General features: G+C 44.0%; 22 protein-coding genes and 1 pseudogene. 6 read left to right on the forward strand and 17 right to left on the reverse strand.

Annotation, left to right across the window (positions count from 1 at the left end):
• Positions 1–122 precede the first annotated feature (122 nt).
• The 13 genes from PN466_RS07935 to PN466_RS07995 all read right to left on the reverse strand — a co-directional run bounded on the left by PN466_RS07935 (position 123) and on the right by PN466_RS07995 (position 11,992).
• Positions 123–617: a peroxidase family protein gene (locus PN466_RS07935; protein ID WP_271938429.1), complete on the reverse strand. Its 495-nt coding sequence runs from the start codon at positions 615–617 to the stop codon at positions 123–125.
• A gap of 8 nt (positions 618–625) precedes the next feature.
• Positions 626–1,111: a peroxidase family protein gene (locus tag PN466_RS07940; protein WP_271938432.1), complete on the reverse strand. Its 486-nt coding sequence runs from the start codon at positions 1,109–1,111 to the stop codon at positions 626–628.
• 167 nt (positions 1,112–1,278) lie between these two features.
• A complete protein-coding gene (locus PN466_RS07945; protein WP_271938435.1) occupies positions 1,279–1,563 on the reverse strand; it encodes a late competence development ComFB family protein in 285 nt (94 codons plus the stop codon).
• 34 nt (positions 1,564–1,597) lie between these two features.
• Positions 1,598–2,257, reverse strand: coding sequence for a tetratricopeptide repeat protein (locus tag PN466_RS07950; RefSeq protein ID WP_271938437.1), 660 nt, complete (start codon positions 2,255–2,257; stop codon positions 1,598–1,600).
• A 109-nt stretch (positions 2,258–2,366) separates the two neighbouring features.
• Positions 2,367–3,617, reverse strand: coding sequence for a hypothetical protein (locus tag PN466_RS07955; protein ID WP_271938439.1), 1,251 nt, complete (start codon positions 3,615–3,617; stop codon positions 2,367–2,369).
• 76 nt (positions 3,618–3,693) lie between these two features.
• Positions 3,694–5,019, reverse strand: coding sequence for a PEP-CTERM sorting domain-containing protein (locus PN466_RS25910; RefSeq protein WP_271938440.1), 1,326 nt, complete (start codon positions 5,017–5,019; stop codon positions 3,694–3,696).
• A 159-nt stretch (positions 5,020–5,178) separates the two neighbouring features.
• On the reverse strand, positions 5,179–6,312 hold the full coding sequence (locus PN466_RS07965) for a PEP-CTERM sorting domain-containing protein (RefSeq protein ID WP_271938441.1): 1,134 nt from the start codon (positions 6,310–6,312) through the stop codon (positions 5,179–5,181).
• A 490-nt stretch (positions 6,313–6,802) separates the two neighbouring features.
• On the reverse strand, positions 6,803–7,801 hold the full coding sequence (locus PN466_RS07970; protein ID WP_271938443.1) for a transaldolase: 999 nt from the start codon (positions 7,799–7,801) through the stop codon (positions 6,803–6,805).
• 196 nt (positions 7,802–7,997) lie between these two features.
• Positions 7,998–8,369, reverse strand: coding sequence for a cyclic nucleotide-binding domain-containing protein (locus tag PN466_RS07975; protein WP_271938445.1), 372 nt, complete (start codon positions 8,367–8,369; stop codon positions 7,998–8,000).
• Between the two features lie 100 nt (positions 8,370–8,469).
• On the reverse strand, positions 8,470–10,104 hold the full coding sequence (locus PN466_RS07980) for an alpha-D-glucose phosphate-specific phosphoglucomutase (RefSeq protein ID WP_271938446.1): 1,635 nt from the start codon (positions 10,102–10,104) through the stop codon (positions 8,470–8,472).
• Positions 10,105–10,301: 197 nt separating this feature from the next.
• Complete coding sequence (locus tag PN466_RS07985; RefSeq protein WP_271938448.1) at positions 10,302–10,712, reverse strand: hypothetical protein; 411 nt, start codon at positions 10,710–10,712, stop codon at positions 10,302–10,304.
• Positions 10,713–10,725: 13 nt separating this feature from the next.
• Positions 10,726–11,088 (reverse strand): hypothetical protein, encoded by a 363-nt coding sequence (locus PN466_RS07990; protein WP_271938450.1) that lies wholly within the window; start codon positions 11,086–11,088, stop codon positions 10,726–10,728.
• A 19-nt stretch (positions 11,089–11,107) separates the two neighbouring features.
• Positions 11,108–11,992 carry an ATP-binding protein gene (locus PN466_RS07995; protein WP_271938453.1) on the reverse strand — a complete coding sequence of 295 codons (885 nt, stop codon included), beginning with the start codon at positions 11,990–11,992 and terminating at the stop codon, positions 11,108–11,110.
• Between the two features lie 267 nt (positions 11,993–12,259).
• Between PN466_RS07995 and PN466_RS08000 the strand changes: the two genes are divergently transcribed.
• Positions 12,260–13,639 carry an NB-ARC domain-containing protein gene (locus PN466_RS08000; protein WP_271938456.1) on the forward strand — a complete coding sequence of 460 codons (1,380 nt, stop codon included), beginning with the start codon at positions 12,260–12,262 and terminating at the stop codon, positions 13,637–13,639.
• Between the two features lie 159 nt (positions 13,640–13,798).
• On the opposite strand, the gene PN466_RS08005 is transcribed toward PN466_RS08000, so the two are convergent.
• Positions 13,799–14,296, reverse strand: a complete 498-nt coding sequence (locus tag PN466_RS08005) for an ureidoglycolate lyase (protein WP_271938458.1) — start codon at positions 14,294–14,296, stop codon at positions 13,799–13,801.
• Between the two features lie 250 nt (positions 14,297–14,546).
• On the opposite strand from PN466_RS08005, the gene PN466_RS08010 reads away from it, so the two are divergent.
• The 3 genes from PN466_RS08010 (at position 14,547) to PN466_RS08020 (ending at position 22,711) form a co-directional block, all read left to right on the forward strand.
• Positions 14,547–15,128 carry a Uma2 family endonuclease gene (locus PN466_RS08010; RefSeq protein WP_271938460.1) on the forward strand — a complete coding sequence of 194 codons (582 nt, stop codon included), beginning with the start codon at positions 14,547–14,549 and terminating at the stop codon, positions 15,126–15,128.
• Positions 15,129–15,285: 157 nt separating this feature from the next.
• On the forward strand, positions 15,286–16,548 hold the full coding sequence (locus tag PN466_RS08015; protein ID WP_313898559.1) for a P-loop NTPase fold protein: 1,263 nt from the start codon (positions 15,286–15,288) through the stop codon (positions 16,546–16,548).
• A gap of 4 nt (positions 16,549–16,552) precedes the next feature.
• Positions 16,553–22,711 (forward strand): WD40 domain-containing protein, encoded by a 6,159-nt coding sequence (locus PN466_RS08020; RefSeq protein ID WP_271938461.1) that lies wholly within the window; start codon positions 16,553–16,555, stop codon positions 22,709–22,711.
• A 52-nt stretch (positions 22,712–22,763) separates the two neighbouring features.
• On the opposite strand, the gene PN466_RS08025 is transcribed toward PN466_RS08020, so the two are convergent.
• From PN466_RS08025 to ndhC, 3 genes are read right to left on the reverse strand one after another with little or no spacing between them, the layout of a single operon-like run.
• Positions 22,764–23,273 (reverse strand): NAD(P)H-quinone oxidoreductase subunit J, encoded by a 510-nt coding sequence (locus PN466_RS08025; protein WP_390889982.1) that lies wholly within the window; start codon positions 23,271–23,273, stop codon positions 22,764–22,766.
• Positions 23,266–23,994: a photosynthetic/respiratory NAD(P)H-quinone oxidoreductase subunit K gene (gene ndhK / locus PN466_RS08030; protein WP_271938463.1), complete on the reverse strand. Its 729-nt coding sequence runs from the start codon at positions 23,992–23,994 to the stop codon at positions 23,266–23,268. Before ndhK ends, PN466_RS08025 begins: the two co-directional genes overlap by 8 nt.
• Positions 23,985–24,347, reverse strand: a complete 363-nt coding sequence (gene ndhC, locus PN466_RS08035; RefSeq protein WP_271938464.1) for a photosynthetic/respiratory NAD(P)H-quinone oxidoreductase subunit C — start codon at positions 24,345–24,347, stop codon at positions 23,985–23,987. The genes ndhK and ndhC overlap by 10 nt, the downstream gene beginning before the upstream one ends.
• 340 nt (positions 24,348–24,687) lie before the next feature.
• Between ndhC and PN466_RS08040 the strand changes: the two genes are divergently transcribed.
• Together PN466_RS08040 and PN466_RS08045 are read left to right on the forward strand one after the other, a co-directional pair.
• Positions 24,688–26,433 carry an ABC transporter ATP-binding protein gene (locus tag PN466_RS08040; RefSeq protein ID WP_271938466.1) on the forward strand — a complete coding sequence of 582 codons (1,746 nt, stop codon included), beginning with the start codon at positions 24,688–24,690 and terminating at the stop codon, positions 26,431–26,433.
• Between the two features lie 22 nt (positions 26,434–26,455).
• Positions 26,456–26,595 (forward strand): annotated as a pseudogene (locus tag PN466_RS08045) (helix-turn-helix domain-containing protein); the annotation flags it as partial.

The following is a 26,595-nucleotide window of genomic DNA, read 5'->3' on the forward strand; positions in this document are numbered from 1 at the left end:
CTCGATCAGCTAGAAGAAGTGTTGTACCAGCGCTGCCAAACCTTATTGAAACAGCCAGAATTAATTGGAGGGTTAACCGATTTTTACGGGTGGAGTGAACTCACTGCTATATCACAACTTATTCAACGGACTTGATATAACGGATCGATTTCTTGTGCCTGTTGAGACGCTAATCCTAACAATAGAGAATCAATTCCCTCTTCCAGAATGAGTTGAGTGGTAAAAAATCCATCTCTCAGAGCAATAGGGTTGCTAACTCCCGTCTGCGGATCGATGCGCTCAAGTGTGGGAGAAACTTGAGTGTGACCCACCCGAAAGGCAGCATGAGCAAATTCATTGCTAATACTGGGATTAACGGTTTCATCATAACCTTGATAAGGACTCAAGGCATCTGTTCCCAAAAGCAAAGGCAAGTATTCGTTATACGTGATGATTTGGATTTTGGCTCCCACTAATTTACGAGCCGTTTCATAAATATAATCATCCACACTCAGTTCCAGTTTTTCGGCTTCCATAGCAGTGTCTGGATCGGCCGCAATTTGTTCGGCAAGACGATTATGTTCTCGGACAAATAGAGTATGTACCGCAATTAAACCGACTTGTTCATTCGCTCGCACATCTCCAGCTAAAAAGAGGGATTATCCAGACTTGTTCCTGTATTGGGATCGTACTGAGATCGATTCAGACGGATGGTTTGGACTCCCGTTCCAAAAGGGTCAAACCAGCGATCGCCCACCGGAACATCTACATTAAATGCTTCTGCGGGTTGATGAGATTCAGTGAGGTCAATATCATGATCGACAAACTGTCCCCATTGCCAAAACCAATCACTGGCACTAGAGGAATTCCCTCCAGCTTGAGACTGATGAGAAAGTTGGTTACTGACTAACCTGGCACTGGGGCGATCGCTCCCCGCAGGGCTTGATATGCCATCATCATAAGCCGCAGGAAGCAAGCGTAAAAGTTGGGTATGAGTTTGTCCCCAAGTGGGATTTTCGAGGTTATTTCCCGACCCATCAATCGAACGAAATGTTGCAGCTTGAGCGGATAAGTTTGACAGCAAACCCAAGCTCATTAAAGTAACAGAAGCGAGACAATGGATCAATTTCATGGGTAATGGGTAATGGGTAATGGGTAACAAGTTAAGGCTGTAACCTAGTTGTGTCTTTGGGGAGGCAGGAGGGAATGCAAGAAAACTTAGTTAGAGTTTTGGTAAAAACCAGTAAACGCTGTAGTTATCCCTATTGCCTTCCCCCCTTGGGGGGACACAGGGGGGGTTTACCTATTGCCTTTTCTATGAATTTGAGAAACTTTGATTCCGGTTTCTACCGCTCTTTTGATGGAGAAAGAAATCTGTTGGCGAGCGTCGTTTTTATAGCTTTCCCAGTCTTCTTCTTTAGTGGTATACAGCGGAGGAAGTTGATTTAAAGCATAAGCAATTGCATCACTTAAATTAATCTGCTGGAGAGTGGTCGCTGGATACTGTTGGAACTGTTGCAAGAACTCCTCATGAACCAAGGCAACCATCGCATTGGCAAGTGTGGGTTTTGTGTATTTTTCCATGGCTAAAATCAAGAGGGTGAAGGAATTGGGATAATTAGAGTTGCTGTTTCAGTTCAGAAACAATGGTTAAAATTTGTTGGGAAATAGCTTCTTGATCTTGCTTCTGGAACAGTTTGGCTGCGGTTTCCATATTCTCGATCGCCACAGAAAGCTGTCCGAGTTGGGTATAGGCGATCGCCCGGTTATAATGCATTTGTGCTAAATCGGGTTGTCGATTTAACACTGCCGAAAAATCCGCGATCGCCGCTTGATAGTCTTCTTGTTCCATATAAGCAACCCCTCGATTGCCATAGGCTTCAATGCTATCGGGATCGAGCTGGATGGCCTGAGTATAATCAGCAATCGCTCCTTCTACATCTAAGGTACGGTAGCGAGCATAACCTCGGTTGTAGTAAGCTTGTGTAAGATTAGAGTCTAACTCCAGCGCCTGATCGAAATCAGCGATCGCTTCTGCATAATTTCCCGCTTCAAAGTTAGCAGTAGCCCGATTATTGTAAACTTCTGCTTGCTTGGCATCCTTAGCCAAAACTTCAGTATACTCTGCAATCGCTTCAGTATAATTCCCCTGTTCTGCGTGGGCGACTCCTTGGGAAAACTGGCGAGATTTTAAGTATCCCAACGTCAAAAACGTGCCCAAACCGCCAATAATCGAGAGAGCGGTGCAAACGGCGATCGCTTTGTGCAAAGATTTCATGATATTTTCTCCGAAGAATTGATGAAAAAGAATGGATAGATCCTGTAGAGGTGAGGGGCCCTCGCCCCTACATAATGAAAAATTGACAATGTGGTTCCAGTAATTTCCATTAGGATGTATGGTCATGCCGAGCCTGACGAATGTGCCGCCATCCTCGTCGCATCACCAGCCAACCAAACACCCCAACCATCCCCATCGGGCTGGGTTCCGGGATATCTTGAGGTGCAGGAGTAAAGCCAGGATTAAGGTTAACATTCACTGGAGCATTAAATCGGTTGTCCTCAATATTGCGGAAATTAGCCGTTGTTCCTGGGCCAAATTCTGCTTTGAAAACCGCTAGAAATCCCTCATCTTGGGAAGAATTCAGTGCCGTAAATTCATCATCTATAGAAATAGAAGAAATAGAAGCAACAGCAGCCGAAATCCCATTAGCAGTCGGTTGGGGGAGGCGATTTACCCCGTTATAAAATAATGTCGGAGAGTCGCCTAAACCAGAATTGCCAGCAAAAAGCGACCCCGGATCGATGGTTTTATCCAAGGGTTGTCGATAAAGATTAATTGTGCCAAACCCATAGTCATTTCCTCGACCGGAAACCCCTAAAGGATTACCAGCATCATCAAGAAGAAACCAGTTAAAAGAAACCAATTCTCCTTCATCAAAATCATCAACCGTGACCACAAAACCATCGAGAACATTGATGCCGTTATCCACAGTTTCCATATCATCAACCACTGGAGTAAAGTTTTGGGGTTGAGGCTGACAATTTTGCCACCACCATGGCCACCACCGAATTCGACAGACCGGTTGTATAATAGGATCGGAAACAGCTCGGCAACCGGGAACTAAGCCACAAGCATCTTGAGTAGACTGAGCCGCTAATAAATCTCGATTCGCGATTCCCGTTCCACCTTCCCATTCAATAGCGGTTTTCGTGGACTTAGCCACTTGCCAATCATTGGGAGTATTTAAGTTGCCAGTTGGCCCGTTATCGTCTGGACGACCAATGGGGCGACCGTTTTGGTCAACTGTACCTTTGGCTAAAAAGGGGACTTTATCAATGACAGCACTCGAACCCGTGCCTTCATTTAAGGCAAGCTGAATGCCGGAAGCGACTTGATTGGTCCAGTTGAGAACTTCAAATTCAAATTCAAACTTGTCTCCTTCTGGATCATCTTCTACCGCTTTAATATCGGTAAAGCGGAAACAAAACACGGGTGGAAGTCTGACTTCTGGCTTGGGAGAAACGGGAATGGGATCGGCAAGTGCGGGAGCAGCAACGATACTGGAAATTAGGCTGGTGGCTGCACCCATGAGAACGCCACTGAGAGCTGATAGGAAAGGTTGAGTATGCTTAGACATGATAGAAATTTCTCAATGTACTGTGCAACAATCCCCCTAGGAGGCTAGGGGCGATCGTTATTGCCAAGAAAAGCGTTTATGCCTTGCGACGACGACGGTATTTGGAACCTAACAAGCCAAGACCAGCCAATGCGATCGCGCCTAGAGTGTTTGGTTCAGGTACTTTTGTCGGTGGAACAGGATTAGGATCTGGGTTGGGATTAGGATCTGGGTCGGGTTTGGGATCTGGTGCGGAATAATCAATTGGCACGACATTAGTTGCAGAAGCAAAGATGTTATCTGCTGGGTTGAGGAAGGGTGCAGTAATACCAGCACCAAACTCAGCCGCAAACTCTGCAATGATGGTGGGTTCTTGGGTTACGATTGACTCGCTACTCGCAGCACTGAGCGATGTTGCTCCAAACGTGGTCCGGGTCAAACTAGCCGTACGCGCAGATGGTGTGGGTGCAGGAGGGGAAGGAGTCAGAAAGTCGTCATATTGATTGTTCGGCCCGTACTCAGTCACTTGGTAGGAATTCTGAGCAAAGACATTGGGGGTTTGGATCAAACCTGTATTTCCTGGAAATAGAGGTCGAACAGCAATGTCGGAATGTCCTGGAATAGATGGATCTTCGTTAATGGGAACCCGACCGATATTGACTGTTCCGAAGCCGTAGGCATTCCCTTGACCGGGGGTACCGATGGGGTTGCCATTGACATCCAAGAGATTCCAGTTGAACGAGAGAGACTCTCCTTCATCAAAGTCATCAACAGTAATAACAAACCCATCCAAAACATTATTGCCATTATCGACAGTTTCCCAATCAGCAACGACTGGCGTGTTGCCTTGCACTTGACATCCAGGAACCATGCTACAGGCTAGTGCGGTACCTCCCTGTGAGGGGACTCCCAGTAAATTTTGGTTGGGAATGGGACCATTGGTTCCTCCAAAAAAGTCAAATTGACTTGCGGTCCACTGAACTGCTGTTTGAGTCGATTCTACTAATTGCCCAGTGTTGGTAAAAGTTTGGTTCCCAGGTAAGGGGTTAGCACCATTCCCCAAAGGACGACCATTCCCATCAACACCCGCTCCCGCAAGGAAAGGGGCATCCTGTAGCACCAAGCCATTACTTCCAGTATTCCTGGCAATACGAACTCCACCAGCAGGTTGGTTCGACCAGTTTAAGACTTCAAAAGAGAGCTGGAATTTATCTCCTTCTGGGTCATTTTCAACAGCTTTGATGTCGGTAAAGCGGAAACAGAAGACCGAGGGGAGTTGGGTGTTAGGTGGGGGAGCTGGAGGAGGATCGGCGAGTGCTTTATCGGAGATCGCACCCAACATCAGAACGGCTAAACCGGTTTTGCCCAGTAAATTGGCGATCGCAAGACTAAAATGATGCTCAGATTGAAAATAATGAAACACGATTAATTGAACTCCTATGATCTAGAGAGGTTTGCGTAATCAATGAAGTGTGTTGAGGGGTTCGATCCGGGTTTGCAGACAATAAACCCCCCCTTTCCCCCCACAGAAGAGGGAAATAGATACAGCCTTCTGGCTAATAGCGAGAATTGAGCAGACCGGTTATGCGATCTTGCGCTTGCGCTTGCGCTTGTAACCCCAGAGACTTGCCCCAGCGAGTCCAAGCATCGCTAGCGTGCTGGTTTCGGGAACGTCTCGCGGGTTGTAATCATTGTCGCCAGGACGCGCAATGGGCTGTGTATTCACCTGAGAACCCAAGATGTTATCGTCTGGATTGAGCAAGGGAGCAGCAATACCTGCGCCAAACTCAGCGCCAAGCAGAGCAACCCTCTGTCCTTGGGAATTTTTTATATCGTGAGAATTGTCAGCAAAGAGCCGATTTGATGTTCCCACTCCCGTATTTTCTGGGAAGATTGGGAATGTCTCATTAGAGCCTCCAAGAGGGAACCGGGCAATGTTTACCGTACCGAAGCCGTATTCATTACCGCTTCCGGGCATTCCAATAGCTTCTCCTTGCTCGTCTAACAGATTCCAGTTGAAGGAGAGGGCTTCCCCTTCATCCAAGTCATCGACTGTTAATACAAAGCCATCGAGAACGTTATTACCGTTGTCAACCGTCTCCCAATTGGGCACAATAGGAGTAGCAAAAAATGGGTTTGCAGACCCAGTTAATTCACACCCTGGGACTAATGCACAAGCTCCTGGGGTGTTTCTCTCTCCAACACCAAGTAGGTCGTGGTTCGGAATTGGGCCACGAGTTCCTTGGTTAAAGCTGAATTGCTCGGCTTCCCACTCAATGGTGGTCTGGCTAGATTCTAGAACGCTGCCTGTATGGGCGAAGGGTTGGTTACCGGGTAAGGGATCGGAGTCAGTACCGATGGGTCGTCCGTTTCCGTCAATGTCAGCTCCAGCAAAGAAGGCTGCCTTGTCGCTAACAAAGCTATTGGTTCCCGTATTCAGGGCAATACGAACTCCGGAAGCGGGTTGATTTGACCAGTTCAATACCTCAAAGGAGATATTGAATTTGTCTCCTTCTGGATCGTCTTCTACGGGTTGCACGTCCGTAAAGCGGAAACAGAACACAGGAGGCAGTTTGGTTAATGAGGGTGGGGTTACTACTGGATCGGCGAGTACCGGGGAGTTTCCTCCCAAGAGTCCTCCTGCCAGTCCGGTGGTGAGCAAGACACCTTGGATTGTCTTTCGGCGATTTTGGCGATCGCGTAAGCAGTTCAACATTCGGATGAATAGCCTCCTCATTGGTTAAGTAAATTCACGAGAAGTTTCTTACGTCTCTATAGGGTTCTCTATTTTTTGGGGGCGATTTTATGCAAATCAGCGATTTTTGTGATATAAGTTTACAAATTTATCCGAATTTTCAAGGATTTTATCCCCAGCATGAAAGGATATAATCGTTGATATTACTGATATTCAGGGATTTTGCAGAACCTGACAATTTTTAACATAACTTAAAAAAAACTCCTGCGTTGAGAGGAGGTTTTGGTGAAGATGGGATAGGGAGATCATCCGGATGCACAGATGGCCCTGATGGTATCACTCTGGGAAAAGTAAAAGCGAAGTCCCATCCTACAACTTACTCAGGGCATGAGGTTGAGCAATCGCAACCGTTTTACCTGTTTTTATTCTCGATCTAGCTCAAGCATGGTGTGAGGAGAAAAATGCTGTAGGGGCTTGCATATTTTTCGCCCCTACGACTTTTTGCGACAGATTAAACGGCAACGGTTGCTTCTAAGTGATTTAAGCGCTCTGCCAACAGACTCTCTAACTGTTCTAAGGCTTTAGAGAATCCTTTAATGCCTTCGTCGAGTTTTTCTGAAGCCATGGGATCTTCAGCGTGCATTTTGTCAAAGGTTTCCTTATCCATGGGGATTTTTTCGATCGCCATTTCCTGAGCTGCATCTGGACAGAGTTTTCTCGGTAATTCCCCAACTGTTACATCGAGTTCCCCTAGGAGTTTCGGAGAAATCGTGAGTAGATCGCATCCTGCTAATTCAGTAATTTCGCCAATGTTGCGGAAACTGGCTCCCATGACTTCTGTGGGATAGCCAAATTTCTTGTAGTAGTTGTAGATTTTCGTCACGGACAATACACCGGGATCTTCAGCAGAAGGATAGCTATCGCGTCCCGTTTGTTTCTTGTACCAGTCTAAAATCCGACCCACAAAGGGAGAGATTAGGGTAACTCCGGCTTCCGCGCAAGCGATCGCCTGGTGGAACCCAAACAAGAGGGTTAAATTACAATGAATACCTTCTTTTTCGAGAATTTCTGCTGCTTGGATGCCTTCCCAGGTGGAAGCAATTTTAATTAAGATGCGATCACGAGATACCCCAGCCGCTTCATATTGGGCGATAATGTCTCTTGCTTTGGCGATCGTGCTTTCCGTATCATAGGATAAGCGAGCATCCACTTCTGTGGACACCCGTCCGGAGATAATATCCAAGATTTTTAGCCCAAATTCGACAGCTAGACGATCGAAGGCTAAATTAGCCACCGCCTGAGTCGTTGCTGCATTTCCTAAGTCTTTTCTGGCTTTTTTCACCGTACTATCAACAATCTCTTGATATTCCGGCATTTGAGCGGCTGCAGTAATCAAGGAGGGATTCGTAGTAGCATCGCGGGGGGTGAATTTTTCCATCGATTGCATATCCCCTGTATCGGCAACCACAACTGTCATTTGGCGCAGTTGTTCGAGTAACGTCTGACTCATATTATCTCCTAATAATGATTGAATTAGGCAAGTCTTTGGAAAGATACAACTTACCTAATTCAATCATAGGAATTCGAGTTCTGTCCTGAAATTAAATAACCCTTAAAAATTTAGGGGGTATGGCAAAAAAGTTTAAGGATTATTTTAGGATTAAAGTATAGCGCTTCACGAATTACCCATTACCAGCACGTAGGGCTTACATTTCATGACGTTTAAGTCGTCGCAGGCGATCGGAATAACTTCGCAGCACCTCTAGAGCAAATTCTGGGGTTTCTTGTACCGCAAATAAAAAGCGCCCTTTATCGATAAATGCTAGGGTGCAATCCGTTTTTGCTATTGCGGTAGAAGCTCGTGTGCCCTCATGATGCACTAAAGCACCTTCCCCAAACACATCACCCTGTTCAATAGTTTCGACAACTTCACCATTGACTTTTAATTCCACTGTCCCTTCAATGATGCCATACATATGTTGCCCTTTATGGCCATCTTCAAAGATAATATCGCCCACTTTAAAGTGGCGTGGTTCGGGTTGTTTTTGAAATAATTTAATCGTTTCTAGCGCAGCCATAAACACTCAATTTACCTCCTATTGTGTTTAATCTATGCCTTGAAATGATTCAAGGGCAAGGGGCTGGGGGCCCCTTTTTTGAGTTCCTACCCCCCAGAGATTAAGTGATTACGGTGGGTTTTTCTCTGCCGGTTAAAGCTTTAATTTGGGCAATTTCGTCAGCGAGTTGAATTAAAGAAGCTAAAGCCTCTTGTGGGTCTTGATGATGTGCTTTAGAATCGGGTTCATACCGTTCTAAATACACACGCAAGGTTGCTCCTTGGGTTCCAGTTCCTGATAAACGGAAGACGATACGCGAGCCATCGGTAAACCCAATACGAATCCCTTGTTTCGCTGCTACGCTACCATCTATGGGGTCAGTATAGCTGAAGTCATCGGCATATTTGACTTCATAATTTCCATACTGTTTTCCTTGGAGTGTGGGAACTAGAGAGCGCAAGTTTTCCATCAGGGTATTTGCCGGTTCAGTCTCTACTCCTTCATAGTCATGGCGAGAATAGTAATTCCGACCGTAGGTTTGCCAATGTTCCTGGACAATTTCCTCGACAGATTTCTGTTTAACTGCGAGGATATTGAGCCAAAATAAAACCGCCCAGAGACCATCTTTTTCTCGCACATGGTTGGAACCGGTTCCAAAACTTTCTTCGCCGCAAAGGGTGGCTTTTCCAGCATCGAGAAGATTACCAAAGAATTTCCAGCCGGTGGGCGTTTCGTAACAGTCGATACCCAGTTTTTCCGCGACGCGATCCGGTGCTTCACTGGTGGGCATGGAACGGGCAATGCCGGCTAGGCCATCTTTGTATCCGGGGACGAGGGTAGCGTTAGCAGCAAGGACGGCTAAACTATCACTAGGGGTAACAAAAAAGTGGTTTCCCAATATCATATTGCGATCGCCGTCTCCATCAGACGCTGCACCAAAGTCAGGCGCATTATCTCCATAGAGAATCTCGACTAAATCATGGGCGTAGACTAAGTTCGGGTCAGGATGACCACCACCAAAGTCTTCTAGGGGAACTCCATTTTGCACGGTTCCCGCAGGCGCTCCGAGACGAGTTTCAAACAGTTCTTTGGCATAGGGCCCGGTAACGGCGTGCAGGGAGTCCATACACATACGGAACTGGCCAGAACTGAGGTAATTGCGAATCACGTTAAAGTCAAACAGAGACTCCATCAACTCGGCATAGTCGGCAACAGAGTTAATCACCTCGACGCTCATATCTCCTAGTTTGAAACTGCCTAACTGGTCAAGATTGAGGTCGGCCGCTTCTAAGATTGTATAGCGATCAATGGTTTTGGAGCGATCGTAAATGGTGCTGGTCACCTTTTCTGGAGCTGGCCCGCCATTACTGACGTTATACTTCACGCCAAAATCCCCTTCTGGCCCCCCTGGGTTATGACTAGCAGAAAGAACAATACCTCCAAATGCCCCATTTTTACGGATAATGCAAGAAGCAGCAGGAGTAGATAAAATCCCTCCTTGTCCTACTAGAGTTCGACCCACACCATTTGCGGCCGCAATTTTCAAAATCGTCTGGATGGCTGGTCGGTTATAATAGCGACCATCTCCACCTAAAACTAAGGTTTTACCCTGAAAGTCCTCTAAACTATCAAAAATGGATTGGATGAAATTTTCCAAATAATGCGGTTGTTGAAATACCGGAACCTGTTTGCGTAAACCGGAGGTTCCCGGTTTTTGGTCGGTAAACGGTTGAGTTGAAATGGTCTTTATACTCATAAAAAGCTGATGCTCGGATCTTCAGCATCTTCATTTTCGAGCATTTCGTGCCTCTTGCAGCAGCGAGTGGGAAAAACTTTGGCGTGGGGGACGGATGTTACAAAAATTTATGCCCCCTCTCCCACGGGAGGAGAGGGGGTTGGGGGTGAGGGCTACACCTGACAAGAAAGTAGTGCTATAGTACACTACCAAACTTTCTAGACTTTCAAATTCAGCTCAATTCGTCCTTGTTCTTGTAGTGCCTGCAACACATCCGGAGGAACATTTGTGATTCGTTTTACTTGAGCATCAACTTTAGTGACAAAACTTTTACCTTTTCTCTCCGAGTAAGTCCGAATTTCCATCAAATTCTGTCGATCGTCTAAGATTAGATGACTTCCCAAAACTTTATCCCCTCTAGCAGTTAGATGCCGATGAATCTGCTGCACATCATCCTCAATTCGGTCAAAATCTAATAAGCCTTCTTGCACACAAGACAAATAATTTGAATTAGGCTCTTCTTTCAATCCTTCCTCCACAGCATCGGCTAATTGTTGAGGAATCTTGGTCACGGTTTCAAACAACCTATTAAATTTGTCTTCAATACTTTCTGGTTTACCTCTATCCATAATTTACAATCTCCTATGTAGCTTGTCTAAGAATTTCTATCTGTATATTAGCCTTATATTCAAGCTGACTTTGAATATCATAAGGCAAATCTTCTTCAACAATTTCCTCTTCTCTAATTTCTTTTCTTGTGCCACCAGTACGAATATTTCTCACGTAAACCACTACTCTCTTGTAGACACGAGCGCCTTCCTTCGCAATATAAGTAATTGCATCTGAAGTCACTTCAATTACATAATTGATCGCATCCAGAATATAACCAAGGACTCTACTCGCCCAAGCTTTAATTTCATCCCAAAAAACAGCGACTACAGCACCAACACCAGCACCTGCTGCAAAAGCGCCAGCGATAACCCAAACAATTGGAACAATAGGCATAATATTATCCCTCCATACTTTAATTTTTTAGATCGGATGATTCCACAGAAGTTTCCGAGAAAGCCGGCTTTTTGTGCTGCTCTTTGACTTCCGTATAACGTTCAATCTCTTCGGTGACTATAGTCTCATCAACCATCTTCACTTTTCCGGTTAACAGTTTCAGACCTAACTTAATCGTGATATTTTTAACGTCACCACCACAAAGACCATCACTGATCTCAGCTAAACGCTCATAGGTGACTTGTTTCGGCACATTTTCTGATAAATGAAATTTCCAGAGTTGCTCTCTCATGGGAAAATCAGGAGCTAGAAATTCCACATTAAACAAAATTCTTCTCAGAAAAGCCTCGTCATAGTTATCAAACAGGTTCGTCGCAAAAACAATGATGCCATTGAATTTATCCAACAGCGTTAGCAAGGTGCTTTTAGCTGAGTTGACACCATGATCGGCAGCTTGAGATAAATTGGAAATTCTTCTACTCAACACAGAATCGGCTTCATCGAAGAATAACAAACTTTTGGTTTTTTCGGCTTCGTCAAATACAGCAACTAAATTGTCGGACGTTCCTCCTACTAAGGAAGATTCTAGCTCACCATAGTTAACTCGAATGATAGACATTCCCAGCTTGTGCGCGATCGCTTCAGCAGTGATGCTTTTACCCGTCCCTGGTATGCCAAAAAAGTTCACACTTAAACCACTTCCGGTTTTTAAGAAGCGATTAAATTGCCATTCATACAAAAGCTTGTCTCGATTTTGTATGTAGGCAACCATTTCGTCAATTTGGTCAAGGGTACTTTGAGATAAGGCCACTTCTCCAAGTGTCCACTTGGGTTGCTCAACTAAAGTCTTTTCCTTTTTCTTCTGATTTGAGCGATCGCTGTCTTTAACAATTTCGTACTCCATCAGTTTTTCGCTTCAGTCCTCAAAACTCTATTGGTGACGATTGTGATTGGGAGTAGTCCACAAACTATGATTGAGAGTTTGTGTTATTGTACTCAATTCTTACGATGACACAAGACATTTCTCTTCAACCACTCTCCAATATCAGATTATGACTGCTTTTTTGTAACAAATTATTAATCTAATGTCAGATTATGACGTAAAATGACGGCCATTTAACCAACTCTATTCACGCTATAATAGCTACAATTGTTCATCAATCTAACTTCCATGGATGTAACAGAAGCTTTACAATTCGCGGATCGCTTAGTCTTCGAGACAACTGGAAAACACTTAGATGATTCTCAGGAAACAGTGATTAAGGGAGTTTGGAATGGTCAAACCTATGAAGAAATTGCCGATGATTCTCACCGTAGCGAACGTCACATTAGAGATGTAGGTTATAAATTATGGAAACTTTTATCGAATACATTAAGTGCAGATGTAAAAAAATCCAATTTTCGCTCTACCATTGAAAGATTAAGCATTCAATATAATCAAAAATTCTGTATTGGTACTCACAATTATTTTAACTTCAGTACACCGCCTTTCCCCCAAGGCGATCGGCAAAATTCTGACGATTCATCCATCGATACTCATTCTCAAGTGCAATCCATCCATCATGATTTAGTATTTGCTCCTGAAATTATCCATTTTTACAATAGAGAACCTGAATTAAACACTATTTATCACTGGATCTTTGAGAGGCAGACTCGTTTGATCTCAGTCTTGGGACAATCAGGGATTGGGAAAACAGCTTTAATCAAAAAATTCATTGATTGCAACTTAGAAAAGTTTGAGCTTATTACTTGGAGAAGCTTGAAATACCCAATCTCTTTGGAGGAACAGGTCGATGGTATTTTGAGACTGGACAACAAACAGTCACAATCTCCTCTCAGTCTCGATCAAAAACTAAAAGAGTTATTTTACGCATTGAGTCAGAAAAAGTATTTGATTATTTTTGACAATGTAGAAAACATTTTTGCTCAAAATACATGGGCAGGGCAATATCAAGCATCCTATCAAGATTATCAACACTTTTTTAGAATGATGGTCGATCTTGAACATCAAAGTCATTTGGTTTTAATCAGTCGAGAAAAATGTGCAGAAATGGAATGCTGGGATGATGAATTATACCCCATTAAGTCTTTACAGTTATCCGGTTTATATGATGTGGAGTTTATCAATCATCTAAGATGGGCAAATGGAAATCATGAGACCTGGCTCAAGCTAATCCATTTATATGAAGGAAATCCCATCTATTTACAAAGTGTTAGTCGTTTAATTCACCAGGTTTTTGGTAGCGATGTTGAATTATTTTTAACAGAAAAATCGTTGGTGATTACTCAACAAATGCAAGCTCTATTTCAGGAAGTATTTAACAGGCTATCACCTGTAGAGGTGTCTGTTATTTTAGCTCTCAGTAAATTGGATCATCCAGCATCTAGAGATGATTTAATGAAAGCGATGGATTGTTCTTCAGTGGATTTAATTTATGCTTTAGAGTCTTTGCAGAGCCGATATTTAATCTGGTTCAAGAAACAAGTAGATATTCAATTTGATTTAAATCCTGTTTTTAAAGCTTTTGTAAAAGAAGATCAATCCTTCTGAATTGGCTCCTAACTCTATTTTGCCATAAATACGATCTAATATCAAAGGAGATCGGGCACTCAAGCTTCCATAAAGACAGAGGAAGACTAGAGGATTCGCCTCTTAACTGTAGGTTCGGATGGTTAAAATGCTTTAAAGTAGAGTGGAGGCGATCGCGCCCTAAAGCTCTATGATGTCAAACGTTACACCATAGCTTGAGCGCAGATTACAGGTGCGATGATCGATAATATTCGTATCACTTAATTCTAGGTTATAAAAATCGACCCGATCGTGGTCAATATAGGGGCCTGCGTGCCAGGTTCCCAGGTGCAGTTTCACGAAGCAGTTACCAGGAATATGAAACGCTCGGATCTGATTGAGGTCAGGTTGCGGGTTTTCACTCGGTGGTGCAACGCCTAAAAACCAATCTTTACCTTCAAGCGATCCTAGGCATTGGGTACAGTTTTGATGACGGGTAATGGCGGAAAATTGTCGCCCGTTTTGGTGCAAGCGCATGATGTAAAATCGAGGTGTTCCGCGATCGAGGATCAGTTGGGCATCCTGGAAATCATAGAGTTTGTCGTCATCAGTCGCCCAGATCGCTTGACCGTAGGGGGCGAAGGTTTCTGGGGAGATCCAGGGAGCTGGCAGGGTTTGCAGTTTGAGAGGTTGGGTCATCAGACTCAAGAAGGGATAAGGAGGCTAGAGAGTATACTATATAGCGCTTCGCGCTAGGCAATAGCTTGTATGACTTAGGGTCTAAGGCTTCAAGCTGTACTCCATAGAAAAGAGAATCGCTATATACTGGCGATCGCGATTATGTATAAGGGACAATGGTTTCATTCTGAAGTTGATTCAACTATAACGTTTTCCTGCGATCGCTGCTATCCTGAACTCAGTACTACTTTTTACTCTGGTTCGTGTAACTATGGCTGCTCTAACCCTCGACCTCAGCCCGATCGCCACGTTAACCCGCAGTGAGTTCCGCAAGCTCTGCGCTGCTAACCCCGATCGCAAATTAGAACGAAGTCCCCAAGGAGAACTGATTATCATGGCCCCAACTGGTGGAGAAACTGGCAATCATAACTTTTGTATCGCTGGACAGCTTTATGTGTGGAGTCAAACTAACGGACAGGGAAAAGCGTTTGACTCGTCTACGGGGTTTGAACTGCCATTAGGGGGCGATCGCTCTCCGGATGTCTCCTGGATACCCCTAGAAAAATGGAACGCTCTCACTCCCCAAGAGCGGAAAGGCTTTTTACCCCTATGTCCCGATTTTGTCATTGAGCTACTGTCTCCTTCCGACTCTTGGACAGGAGGACAAAGAAAAATGGAAGAATATCAAGCCAATGGTTGTCGTTTAGGCTGGTTGTTAGACCCCAAAGGGAAGCGAGTGGGAATCTATCGTCCTAATCAACCGGTGCAAATTCTCCATCAACCCCAAATTCTTTCCGGAGAGGATGTGTTAGTGGGATTTGAATTAGATGTACAGTTTTTGTGGATTGAATAATGTAGTGAGGGAATAGCAAAGTTAACAACAGCTTTGAGCTATTTTGGCTATGTTCAAAAACCGCTATTGACGTAACGAATTGTAGAGAAAATCGCGATAAATTCCTAGGAATTTAGATCTGATTAAATTCTTTAATGCATGTAATCCTAGCAAGACGTTGAAAATCGGTCAACCGGAAGATCGTCGCTATTATATTGATTTTTCACCAGTGCGTGGGGGCAATGTTATTCGTCGTTTGCAACGAACTATTACCCACCAAGCAGAACAGGCAACCTGCCAATTGTTCACAGGACATATTGGCTGTGGAAAATCCACGGAATTATTTCGGCTCAAAACCCAATTAGAAGAGAAGGGTTTCCATGTGGTTTACTTTGAGTCCAGCGCCGATCTGGATATGGCAGATGTGGACATTAGCGATATTTTACTGGCGATCACGCAGCAAATCACCAGTAGTTTAGAAACCGCTAATATTTATCTTCAGCCCAATTACTTTATCAAATTATTTCATGAGATTGAAGACTTTTTAAAGGCTCCAATTGAATTTTTGCCTGAAGCTGGCATTTCTTTGCGGTTAGGGATTGGTAGAATTACGGCAAAAGCGAAGGCAAGTCCACGACTGCGGAGTCAGTTACGACAATATTTAGAACCGCGAACAGCAAGTATTCTCGATGCCATTAATCAAGAAATTATTGGGCAAGCCACGGAAGCATTGAAAAAGAAAGGTAAAAAAGGATTGGTGGTCATTGTTGATAATTTAGACCGGGTGGATATCTCTCCGAAAAGTTCGGGACGCTCTCAACCGGAATACCTGTTTATCGATCGCGGAGAACAGTTGAAACGGTTAAATTGCCATATGGTATATACCATGCCTTTAGTGCTCATTTTTTCTAATGAATTCAGTTCTCTCACCAATCGCTTTGGCGTGAAACCCCTGGTATTACCGATGGTTTCCGCGACACATCGAGATGGAAGTCCTCGTCCAGAAGGGATGAAATTGCTACGACAAATGGTTCTGGCACGAGCCTTTCCCCATCTCCCTCTGCAAGAGCGAGAACCTCTGATTCGAGAACTTTTTGATACGTCCGAAACCTTAGACCGACTGTGTCAAATTAGTGGCGGTCACGTGAGAAATTTATTAGTATTGTTGTATAGCTGTTTGCAACAAGATGACCCGCCGATCGCACGAGACAATTTAGAGCGAGTGATTCGGGAATATCGAGATGATATGGTGGCAGCCATTAAAGATGACGAATGGGAGCTGTTGCATCATGTAATCCAACATCACGATATTGTGCAGGGAAAAGAGGAATATGAAATCTTGTTGCGAAGTTTGTTTTTATTAGAGTATCGAGATCGGGAGGGGCGTTGGTTTGGGATTAATCCCGCGATCGCCGAATCCAAGAAATTCCAGCCAAGATGAGGGTATGACGACCACCAGCACTGAGTCTAATTCTGTCAACGATCGCCCCTTAAAAACACTATCACGGGCGATCGCCCATTCTCAAGGTCATTTTTCCCTCATTTTAGTCCGCAGTAACTATCAGGTTTTGACCGCAGAAATGGTTGAACGTCTGCAAGACTCCTGCTGTGTGCCGTTGCAGGAATTTCAATTGCCGCCCTCGGTGAAAACCCTGTATACCGCCATTCAGGATCGTTTGCAGCAGGAACAGCCTCAAGGTTTACTGGTATTTGGCTTAGAGTCCATCAATGCGGTGGAAAAAATCCTCAATCCCACCAATCAGGTGCGGGAAGAGTTTCGTCAAAATTTTACCTTTCCCCTGGTGCTGTGGGTGAACGATCTGATTTTGCAGAAATTGACTCGGTTTGCCCCTGATTTTAAGAGTTGGGCGGCTATTCCGATTAAATTTGAACTGGGGACAGAGGGTTTATTGGAGGCGCTACAGCAAACGGTGGACGCAGTGTTACCGACACTTTTGGAGGTAGGCGCGGGAAAATTTATTGAACGCGAGCGAATTCCTCTTCCTGCGGGCTGTTTGCGGCTCGCGGAGCTAGAAATGGCATTTCGGGAGTTACAGCAGTACTCACAGCCCCAGGAAGCTGCTCTAGATGCCAATTTACATTTTTTGATGGGGCGAGAAGCGGATGCATCGGGGGAGAAGGAAAATGCCAAGCAGTGTTATGAACTCAGTCGCCAGCGTTGGCAAGAGGTTATCGACAATAATCCCTTACCTACCCATTGGACGCACTATGGCTGTTTGTTGTTTTATGTGGGATTATGGTGGCGGCAGTATGCGACGCTCCATCGCCACGAGTATGAGGAAGCTTGTCGGCAGGCTAAAGACCATTACCAGCAGTGCTTAGAGGCGCTTCAACAAGCAGAACGCCCGGATTTGGAGCAAAAATTTATTAATGCCATGGGAGAGGTATTAACGCGCCTAGGAGGGTGGACTGAACTCAAGGCTGTTGCTCGCAAGGCGGTTCCTTTACATCAAACCTATGGGGATTCGGTACGCCTAGCTCGCAGCTATGCTTTTTTGGCAGAGGTAGCACTGGCAAACGGTAATCCTCAAGAGGCGCAAAAGTTTGCCCAAGAGGCGTTTGAGTTGAATCAGCACGCGCCCGATTCCGGTTTAGATTGGAGCTGGCATCAAGCCTATCATCGCAATTATTATCGCTTGCTGTTGGCGCGATCGCAGCAAGACTTGGAGCAGATTCCAGAAGCAATGGAGAATCTGGAACTTGCCCGTAGAGAGAGTTTACCAGAACATGACCCGCCATTGTATATTCGCATCTTGGAGAGTTTGCGATCGCTAAAATTCAACGCTGGCGAGTATCTGGAAGCTTTTGAAATTAAACAGGAAAAGCAGTCCATCGAGCAACAGTATGGATTGCGAGCATTTGTGGGAGCGGGACGGTTGCAAGTGAGGCGACAGGTGGCTCATTTGGCGCTTCCCCATCGAGAGGGACAGTTAAATGTCACCGCAGAAATTGCCGCTTCGGGACGACTGCAAGATATTCAGCGCTTGATTCGTCGCATGGGTCGCACGGATTGTAAACTGACGATTATTCACGGACAATCTGGGGTAGGGAAAAGCTCCTTAGTCCAAGCGGGATTAGTGCCAGCGTTACGAGAGAAGGTGATTGAAGCCCGTGATGTGTTGCCGGTTCTCGTACAATCTTATGGTAAGTGGGAGAAAACAATTGGTGCAGCCTTTCCGAAGGGTTGCGAGCATTTGCCACAAACGAGTTTACCGATTTTAGAGGATGCTGAGGCCATTGTAGACCAACTGCGCCAAGGGAGCGATCGCGATTGGCTGACAGTGTTAATTTTCGATCAGTTTGAGGAGTTCTTTTTTGCTCACAAAGATCCCCAGGATAGAAAGCCGTTTTTCCAGTTTCTAGGGGAGTGCCTGAATATTCCCTATGTGAAAGTGATTCTTTCCTTGCGCGAGGATTATCTGCATTATTTGCTCGAATGCAACCGACTGGTCGATCTGGGTATTATCAATAACAATATTTTAGATAAGAATATTCTCTATTATTTGGGTAATTTAGCACCTGATGATGCGCGATCGGTCATTCAAACCTTAACGACTAATTCCCAATTTTATCTCGATGCTGACCTCATGGATGCCCTAGTCGCAGACTTGGCGAGAGATTTAGGGGAAGTGCGTCCCATCGAGCTACAAATTGTGGGAGCGCAATTGCAAACCGACAATATCACCACCTTAGCCGAGTTTAATCAGTATGGCTCGAAAGAAGCGTTAGTCGAGCGCTTTCTCGATGAAATTGTCCAAGACTGCGGTCCGAATAATACTAACCTAGTCAAGATTCTCCTCTATCTGCTCACAGATGAAAATAATACTCGCCCATTGAAGACTCGCGTAGAACTGAAGAATGAGGTAGAGTTAACAGATGAACGATTGGATTCTATCCTCAGTATTTTGGTGCGATCGGGTTTAGTCTTTCAAGTTCCCGGTTTTCCCGATAAACGCTATCAACTCGTCCACGATTATCTCGTTCCCTTCATCCGGCAAAAACAATCCCAACAACTCATCGCCGAACTAGAAAACGAACGGGAACAAAGACGCTTAACCGAAGCCAAACTCAATCAAGCGCTGAAGAAAAACCTACGCACTGCACGCCGAGCCACTGCCACATTAACCGGCTTATTATTCGCCATCACAGGAATTGCCAGTATTGCCACTGTTACCGGAATCAACTTATATATTTCCGATTTAATTTCTAAATCATCAGCTACAAACAACAAAGGACTTGACCGATTGGTTTCAGCAATTAAGATTGGCAAGATCTTGAAAAATAATCCCGTTGTCCTACCAGGTTTACGCTTAAAAGCGAAAATCGAATTGAATAATGCGATGCTAAACTTGAATGAGATGAATCGCTTAGAAGGACACAAAGCCGGGGTAACCAAAGTTGTGTTTAATCAAGAGGGCAATCTTATTGCCTCAGCAGATAAGCGATATCAAATCAAAATTTGGGATGTTACTGGACATCATATCGCTGATTTACCCGGGCATTCTGCAAAAATAACGGCACTTAATTTTAGTGATGACAGCAAGTTGATTGCATCTGCTAGTGAAGACAATACAATTATAATTTGGGATATTGAAGATGCAAAAAGTATAACCGATCCGTTTCCGACTTTTCAACCTGTAAATAATGTTGATTTTGATGGTACTAAAATTGCAGTTCCTTCAGGTAAAGATGTTGTTCTTTATGATCTCTCTACCCGTGAGACTTTACAGACAATGCAAGGGCACGAGGCTGAGATTACCAATATTGCTTTGAGTCCAGATGGAAAAATCATGGCTAGTAGCGATTTGAATGATGTAAAGCTTTGGAGTTTAGATAGTGGAGAAGAACTAGAAAGTATATCTAACTATGGAACCATTGACATCAATTTTAATGAAGATGGAAGCCAAATTACTTTAGCCAGTAAAAACAGCAATATCAAACACTATTTACTGGACAATAAAGTGAATAAACTTAAAATGACTTTATTTAAGGAAACTGGCACTGATTCCTGGGTTCGTAATGAAATTGACGTTTTTAGTTGGAGTTCAGAATTACTAGCATTTGTTGATCGTTATGATTCTCAAACTATATCTTTAAGGTCAGTAGAAGCAGATATCTTTAGATATTTGACTGAGTGGGAGGGGCATCGCGATCGCATTAACGACCTCAGCTTTAGTCCTGATGGTAAAATTCTAGCTTCAGCCAGTGAAGATCAAACTATCAAACTTTGGCAAATAGATGAACGATATCTAGTATCGCGCAGAGATAATAGTAATGAAGTTAATGAAATTAAATTTCACAACAAAGAAGGCAAAATTATTACTACTCACCCTAAAAACAAGGTTCAATTTATGGATGAGAATGGTGAAAACAAATTATTTATGCCATTTATACCTGCAAATGATTTCCTGATCGAACTTACTCATAAAAATCAAAATATACTAACAGCAACTGCCAGGAATAAAATCAAGGTTTATAAAGCCAATAATAAACATAAGAGCATAGCAGCAGATGATCATGGTACTGCCAAAGTCAGTATAAGTCCTGATGGCGAAAGAATTGTGGCGATTGGCTATGATAATATAGTAAAATTTCTAGATACTAATGGTAAAGAACGAGTACTTCAATCAAAGAAATATCCAGAACTTGATACTCGATTTTCATGGCTTCAATCCAGATATGGACTAGGTTCAGTATTGTCTACAAGAAGGACAAAAGATTCGGTTGTCTTTAGCCCAGATAGCCAACGATTCACCTTAATTACCAAACCTGAAAAAAGTAATAAAAACACTATATATCTTTTTTCTAATGATGGAAATTTGAGGAAAAAGATAAGCAGTCATACCGACGAAATCGCCAAAATAAAATTTAGTCCAGATAGCCAAATTATTGCTGCAATTGGCAATGATAACTTTATTTATCTCTACAGTAAAGATGGTGAATATATTGGCGAAGATATTGATGCTTTGAAAGCACATGAAAATCAAATTATCGATCTCAGCTTTAGTTATGATAGTACAATGCTAGTTTCAAGTAGCCGTGGCTCAACAGGGCGTAGCAAAATCAAACTTTGGAATGTCAATAATCTATCTGAGCCAATAAAAAAATGGAATAGTTATGCTACCAAATATATTGAATTCAGTCCAGATAATAAAACAATTGTAACTTGGAATTATGATGATACGATCCAAATTTGGAATCTTCAAGGTGACGAAATTAAAACAATAGTTCATGAAGGGTCAGTAACTGATATTGATTTTAGCCGATATGGAGAAATATTGGCTTCTGCAAGTGCCGATAATTCTGTCCGTCTATGGTATAAAGATGGCACAGAAACTAAAGTTTTACGAAAGCATTCTGAGCAAGTCAGTCAAGTTGTTTTTAGTCCCACAGATCAAACTCTCGTCTCTGTGAGTATTGATGGTATGGTTAACGTGTGGGGGCGAGATGGTAACTTTATAGATACACTTCAGCATCCCAGTAAAATAGAGAATAAAGAAAATAGTTACAGGCGCGATCGCATTGAGTTTAGTGATGATGGTAAAATCATTACTTTGGTCAGTGAAATCAATGATCATGATAAATCTACTTCTACTATGAAATGGTGGAATGATAAAGGTGAAGAACTCCCCCCAATTGATAAGCAAGGATCTTGGGAATTTGACAAAGCAAGCTTCAGTCCAGAAAGTGAAACAATGGCGATAGTTCACCAAGTTCATGATTTGAATTTGTGGAGTTGGGATGGTTCTAATATGCGTACATTTTCAGGACATACAGATAAAATCAACAGTGTTAGTGTTAGCCGAGATGAGAAACGTTTGGCTTCTGCTAGTGACGATAATACGGTAAACTTATGGAGCCTAGATGGTCACTTGCTCAAACCATTACCTCATAAGGATAAAGTCAATAGTGTGAGTTTTAGTCCTGATAGTCAAATTCTCGCTTCTGGTAGTAACGATAATACGATGAAAGTTTGGACGCGAGAAGGCGAATTACTCGATCTCGATAAGGGAGTTATTGAACATGGCGATGCTGTCAACAGCGTTCAGTTCAGTCCTAAAGGAAACTTTCTAGCTTCCGCTAGTGGTAAACTCGTTAGAGTATGGAAAAGAAGGGGTACATCATTGCAGGAACTCCCATATTCTCAATCCAAACTCTTAACTCATGATGATATCGTAACCGATATCTACTTCAGTGAAGATGGTTGCTACCTTGCCTCTATGACTGTAGATAATAGTGTCAAGCTCTGGCGAGTTAGCGATGGTCACTTCATTAAACAATTGGACAATGCAAACGCAGTAACTTTTAGTCCAGATAGTAAGCTTTTAGTTACACAAAACAAGATATTAATTCTCGATAGCTTATGGGTAAAAGAACAAGTGAACCTGTCAGTACCCTATGTATGGAATAGCGTCCAATTCAACCCTGATGATGAAAAAACGATCGCCATCGGGCATCGGAATGGTTTAAGTATCTTGTATTTAGACTTGGATAAACTTTTAACAAAAGCTTGTAATTTGGGCAAGGACTATCTAAAAAAACAGAAATATCGTCACCTCTGTGATGGAGCGACTGAGGAATGAGACATAGCTGTAGGGGCGAAATATTTTTCGCCCCTACAAGAACCAACGCCGATTAATACGCATCTTGCAATTCGTAGAAATCCGGGGAAATATAATCCTTCCGCAAGGGCCAACCCACCCAATCTTCTGGCATCAATAGGCGCTTGAGATTAGGATGACCTTCATAGACAATCCCGTACATATCATAGGATTCCCGTTCTTGGAAATCGGCCGCTTTCCAAATCCAATAAACTGAAGGCACTTTCGGGTTATCGCGAGGCAGATAGACCTTTATCCGCACCTCTTCCGGGTCAACCACATCATCGTCCACTTTCAGCAAATGGTAAAAACTGACCAATGCTTGACCAGGGCCTTCATCATACGCCCCTTGACATTGGAGATAATTAAAGCCATAGGCATAAAGCGCAGAAGAAATGGGCAGGAGAACTTGGGGTTCTACCTTAATCAATTCTACCGAAGAGCGATCGCGCCCCAAAAACTCATGACCAAACCCATTATCACTCAACCAGCTCGAAACTGGACCTGCTGTTTCCTGTGCTAACTCTTGATTTTCCTCAGCCACCCTGAACTTCCTCCTGTTTCTCACCTTCTAATGCTGCGGGAATCGGCATTCCATAAGCCTCTGCCAACGCTTTCGGAGGAGCTTGTCGCGTCTCTGACTGGAGATAGGCTCCCGTCAAAATCGGCTCAACCACCTTCATTTTGTGGCTCACCTGATAATAGCGATGGGTTTGCAGGATTTTGCTCCGTTCCTGAATCGTTTCATTGGCAATCTTTTTGCGCAACTTAATAATCGCATCAATAATTGCCTCCGGTCGGGGAGGACAACCGGGAATATAAACATCCACCGGAATCAGCTTATCCACCCCGCGCACCGCAGAAGGAGAGTCCATACTAAACATGCCACCCGTAATCGTACAAGCACCCATGGCAATCACATACTTGGGTTCGGGCATTTGCTCGTACAAGCGCACCAGAGCCGGAGCATACTTCATGGTGATGGTTCCCGCTGTAATCAGCAAATCCGCTTGTCTCGGACTCGACCGGGGAACCAAACCAAATCGGTCAAAATCAAACCGGGAACCAATCAAGGCCGCAAACTCGATAAAGCAACAGGCTGTACCATACAACAGCGGCCAAAGTGAAGAGAGTTTCGCCCAGTTATACAAATCCTCTACCGTAGTCAGAATTACATTCTCCGACAGTTCGTTAGTGACTTGCGGACGTTCAATGGGATTAATCAGATTTTGTGTCATATCTGTTTTACTAGAACCTACGACCATTCCAATGCTCCTTTTCTCCAAGCGTAGACTAAGCCCACCACCAGAATGGCGATGAAAATTAAAGCTTCGATAAAGGCTAGCAGGCCTAACTTGCTAAAAGCTACTGCCCAAGGATAGAGAAACACGGTTTCTACATCAAAAATAACGAATACAAGGGCGAACATATAGTAGCGAATGTTGAATTGAATCCACGCCCCCCCCACCGGTTCAACGGCGGATTCGTAAGTGGTGCGGCATTCCGGGCCAACGCCTTTGGGACGCAGGATATAAGAAGCTCCCAGAGCCAAGACGGGAACTGAGCTGCATAGCAGCAGAAAGCCTAAAAAGTATTCGTAACCGCTAAGAACAAACACAATGGGTTATTTAATCACGAAGGAGAACAAAAATACTGTGAACATTCTGACATAGTTCCGGCCCTTTCGGTGATGGCTCTAGGAAACCCGATGCCCCTGAGTGCAGGCTGATGGCGGATAGGATGGGGTATAAGGATGGTGTATGGTGATCATATTCTAGTGGCGATCGCCAGGCGCTATCTCGATCCAACACGCAACCGTGCACCTGAGTTTAAAACATGGCTGGAGAACCGATTTCTGTTCACCTAAATATCGTCTTACAATGACCAACCCTGATGTCTTGATGCCCTCATCCTCTCCAATATGTCACCATAAGTAAGCACTCTCCCACCCTTTCCCTATGGCTCAATCGAATTTACAGAAACTCGGATCTTACCTGCGCCCCCATTGGAAATCAGCCGGTTTAGGGGTTTTTGCCCTTTTAATTGTCAATGGTTTGGGGGTTTATCTGCCTCTGCTAATTCGGGATGGAGTTAATAATCTACAAGTGACGTTTAGCACCCGGACGGTCATTGATACGGTGCTGTGGTTATTGGTGTTAGCCACTATCATGTGGGTGATTCGCATGGTTTCGCGGGTTCTGTTGTTTGGTGTTGGTCGCCAGGTAGAGTTTGACCTCAAACAGGCGATCTTCGGGCATTTCTTGCGCCTAGATTCGGGGTATTTTGCCACGCATACGGTGGGGGACTTGATTAACCGGGCGACCTCGGATGTGGAGAGTATTCGCCGTCTGCTGGGGTTTGCGGTGTTGAGTTTGGCGAATACAGTGTTTGCGTATATACTGACTCTGCCGGTGATGCTATCGATTCATTTGCGCTTAAGTCTGTTGGCGATCGCCGTTTATCCCTTAATGTTATTCGCTGTCCAGATTTTCAGCACCCGACTCCGGAAGGAACAGCAGGATGTCCAGGAAGAACTCTCCCGCGTTAGCGATCTGATCCAAGAAGATATGAGCGGCATCTCATTAATTAAGATTTATGCCCAAGAAGACAATGAACGGCAAGCTTTTCGCCAACTCAATCAGAAATTACTCGGCGCAAACCTCAAGTTAGCCAGAACTCGTAATTTTCTCTTTCCCTTAGTCGAAGCTTTAGCTTCCTTAAGTTTACTGGTGATTCTCTGGATGGGGACTCAAGAAATTGCCAGGGGTTCGATTACCATTGGGGACTTTTTAGCCTTGCTGCTTTATGTGGAGCGTCTGGTGTTTCCCACTGCCTTACTTGGTTTTACCATTAGTGCCTATCAGCGCGGAGAAGTAAGCATTAACCGCATCGAAGAAATTCTCAAGGTGCAGCCCAAAATTCAAAACTATTCCCAATCTCTAGACTTCACAACTGCTCCAAAAGGGCAACTCGTTGCTCGTCATTTGAGCTATACCTATCCTGGCACTTCTACACCGGTTCTGAATAACATTAATTTTACCATTCATCCGGGTGAAACCATTGCCATTGTCGGCCCCATTGGTTCGGGAAAATCTACCCTAGCTAAAGCACTGCCGCGCCTGTTGCCGATTGCCCAGGGTCGAGTATTTCTGGATAGTTATGACATTACCAAGCTCAGTTTAGCGGATTTGCGTGGCGCGATCGCCTTTGTTCCTCAAGATAGTTTCTTGTTCAGTACCACGATTCAAAATAATATTCGCTATGGCGATCCTCTGGCAGAACAGTTGAGGGTAGAAACTGCCGCAAGCACTGCTCAAATTCATCCGGAAATTCTCAATTTCCCCCAATATTACGACACCATTGTCGGTGAAAGAGGGATCACTCTATCCGGGGGACAACGGCAGCGCTCTGCCTTAGCTCGTGCGTTGCTGATTGATGCGCCTGTCTTAATTTTGGATGATTGTTTATCGAGTGTAGATAATCAAACAGCCACCGGAATTTTGAAGAATCTATCTACAGGCACGCACAAAAAAACCGTGTTGTTTATTTCCCATCAGCTTTCAGCAGCAGCAACAGCCGATCGCATCTTTGTCATGGAACGGGGTAGAATTGTGCAAATGGGACACCATCGGGAATTAATGCAGCAAGAGGGACTGTATCAAACTCTGTGGAATAAACAACAATTCGAGGAGTTGCTCAAATAAAATTGATCTAAGATTTAATTTAACCACAGAGCAAGTACAAGAAATTACAGGCTATAGCCGCACCTGGATTTATGAACTGGTAAAAAGATATAACCAATTGGGATTAGAAGGATTGGGAGACCGGCGAAAGGAAAACCCAGGAGGCAAACCCCTAATTGATGA

It is taken from the genome of Roseofilum reptotaenium CS-1145 (assembly GCF_028330985.1).
Classification (GTDB): Bacteria; Cyanobacteriota; Cyanobacteriia; order Cyanobacteriales; family Desertifilaceae; genus Roseofilum; species Roseofilum reptotaenium.

Excerpts from the sequence above, each read along its gene's own strand:
- PN466_RS08005 (WP_271938458.1), bottom strand. The coding sequence starts at position 14,296 with ATGACCCAACCTCTCAAACTGCAAACCCTGCCAGCTCCCTGGATCTCC.
- PN466_RS08040 (WP_271938466.1), top strand. The coding sequence starts at position 24,688 with ATGGCTCAATCGAATTTACAGAAACTCGGATCTTACCTGCGCCCCCAT.
- PN466_RS08010 (WP_271938460.1), top strand. The coding sequence starts at position 14,547 with ATGGCTGCTCTAACCCTCGACCTCAGCCCGATCGCCACGTTAACCCGC.
- PN466_RS07945 (WP_271938435.1), bottom strand. The coding sequence starts at position 1,563 with ATGGAAAAATACACAAAACCCACACTTGCCAATGCGATGGTTGCCTTG.
- PN466_RS07995 (WP_271938453.1), bottom strand. The coding sequence starts at position 11,992 with ATGGAGTACGAAATTGTTAAAGACAGCGATCGCTCAAATCAGAAGAAA.
- ndhK (WP_271938463.1), bottom strand. The coding sequence starts at position 23,994 with ATGGTCGTAGGTTCTAGTAAAACAGATATGACACAAAATCTGATTAAT.
- PN466_RS07955 (WP_271938439.1), bottom strand. The coding sequence starts at position 3,617 with ATGTCTAAGCATACTCAACCTTTCCTATCAGCTCTCAGTGGCGTTCTC.
- PN466_RS08020 (WP_271938461.1), top strand. The coding sequence starts at position 16,553 with ATGACGACCACCAGCACTGAGTCTAATTCTGTCAACGATCGCCCCTTA.
- PN466_RS07980 (WP_271938446.1), bottom strand. The coding sequence starts at position 10,104 with ATGAGTATAAAGACCATTTCAACTCAACCGTTTACCGACCAAAAACCG.
- PN466_RS07950 (WP_271938437.1), bottom strand. The coding sequence starts at position 2,257 with ATGAAATCTTTGCACAAAGCGATCGCCGTTTGCACCGCTCTCTCGATT.
- PN466_RS07970 (WP_271938443.1), bottom strand. The coding sequence starts at position 7,801 with ATGAGTCAGACGTTACTCGAACAACTGCGCCAAATGACAGTTGTGGTT.
- PN466_RS07985 (WP_271938448.1), bottom strand. The coding sequence starts at position 10,712 with ATGGATAGAGGTAAACCAGAAAGTATTGAAGACAAATTTAATAGGTTG.
- PN466_RS07975 (WP_271938445.1), bottom strand. The coding sequence starts at position 8,369 with ATGGCTGCGCTAGAAACGATTAAATTATTTCAAAAACAACCCGAACCA.
- PN466_RS08000 (WP_271938456.1), top strand. The coding sequence starts at position 12,260 with ATGGATGTAACAGAAGCTTTACAATTCGCGGATCGCTTAGTCTTCGAG.
- PN466_RS07965 (WP_271938441.1), bottom strand. The coding sequence starts at position 6,312 with ATGTTGAACTGCTTACGCGATCGCCAAAATCGCCGAAAGACAATCCAA.
- PN466_RS07940 (WP_271938432.1), bottom strand. The coding sequence starts at position 1,111 with ATGAAATTGATCCATTGTCTCGCTTCTGTTACTTTAATGAGCTTGGGT.
- PN466_RS07990 (WP_271938450.1), bottom strand. The coding sequence starts at position 11,088 with ATGCCTATTGTTCCAATTGTTTGGGTTATCGCTGGCGCTTTTGCAGCA.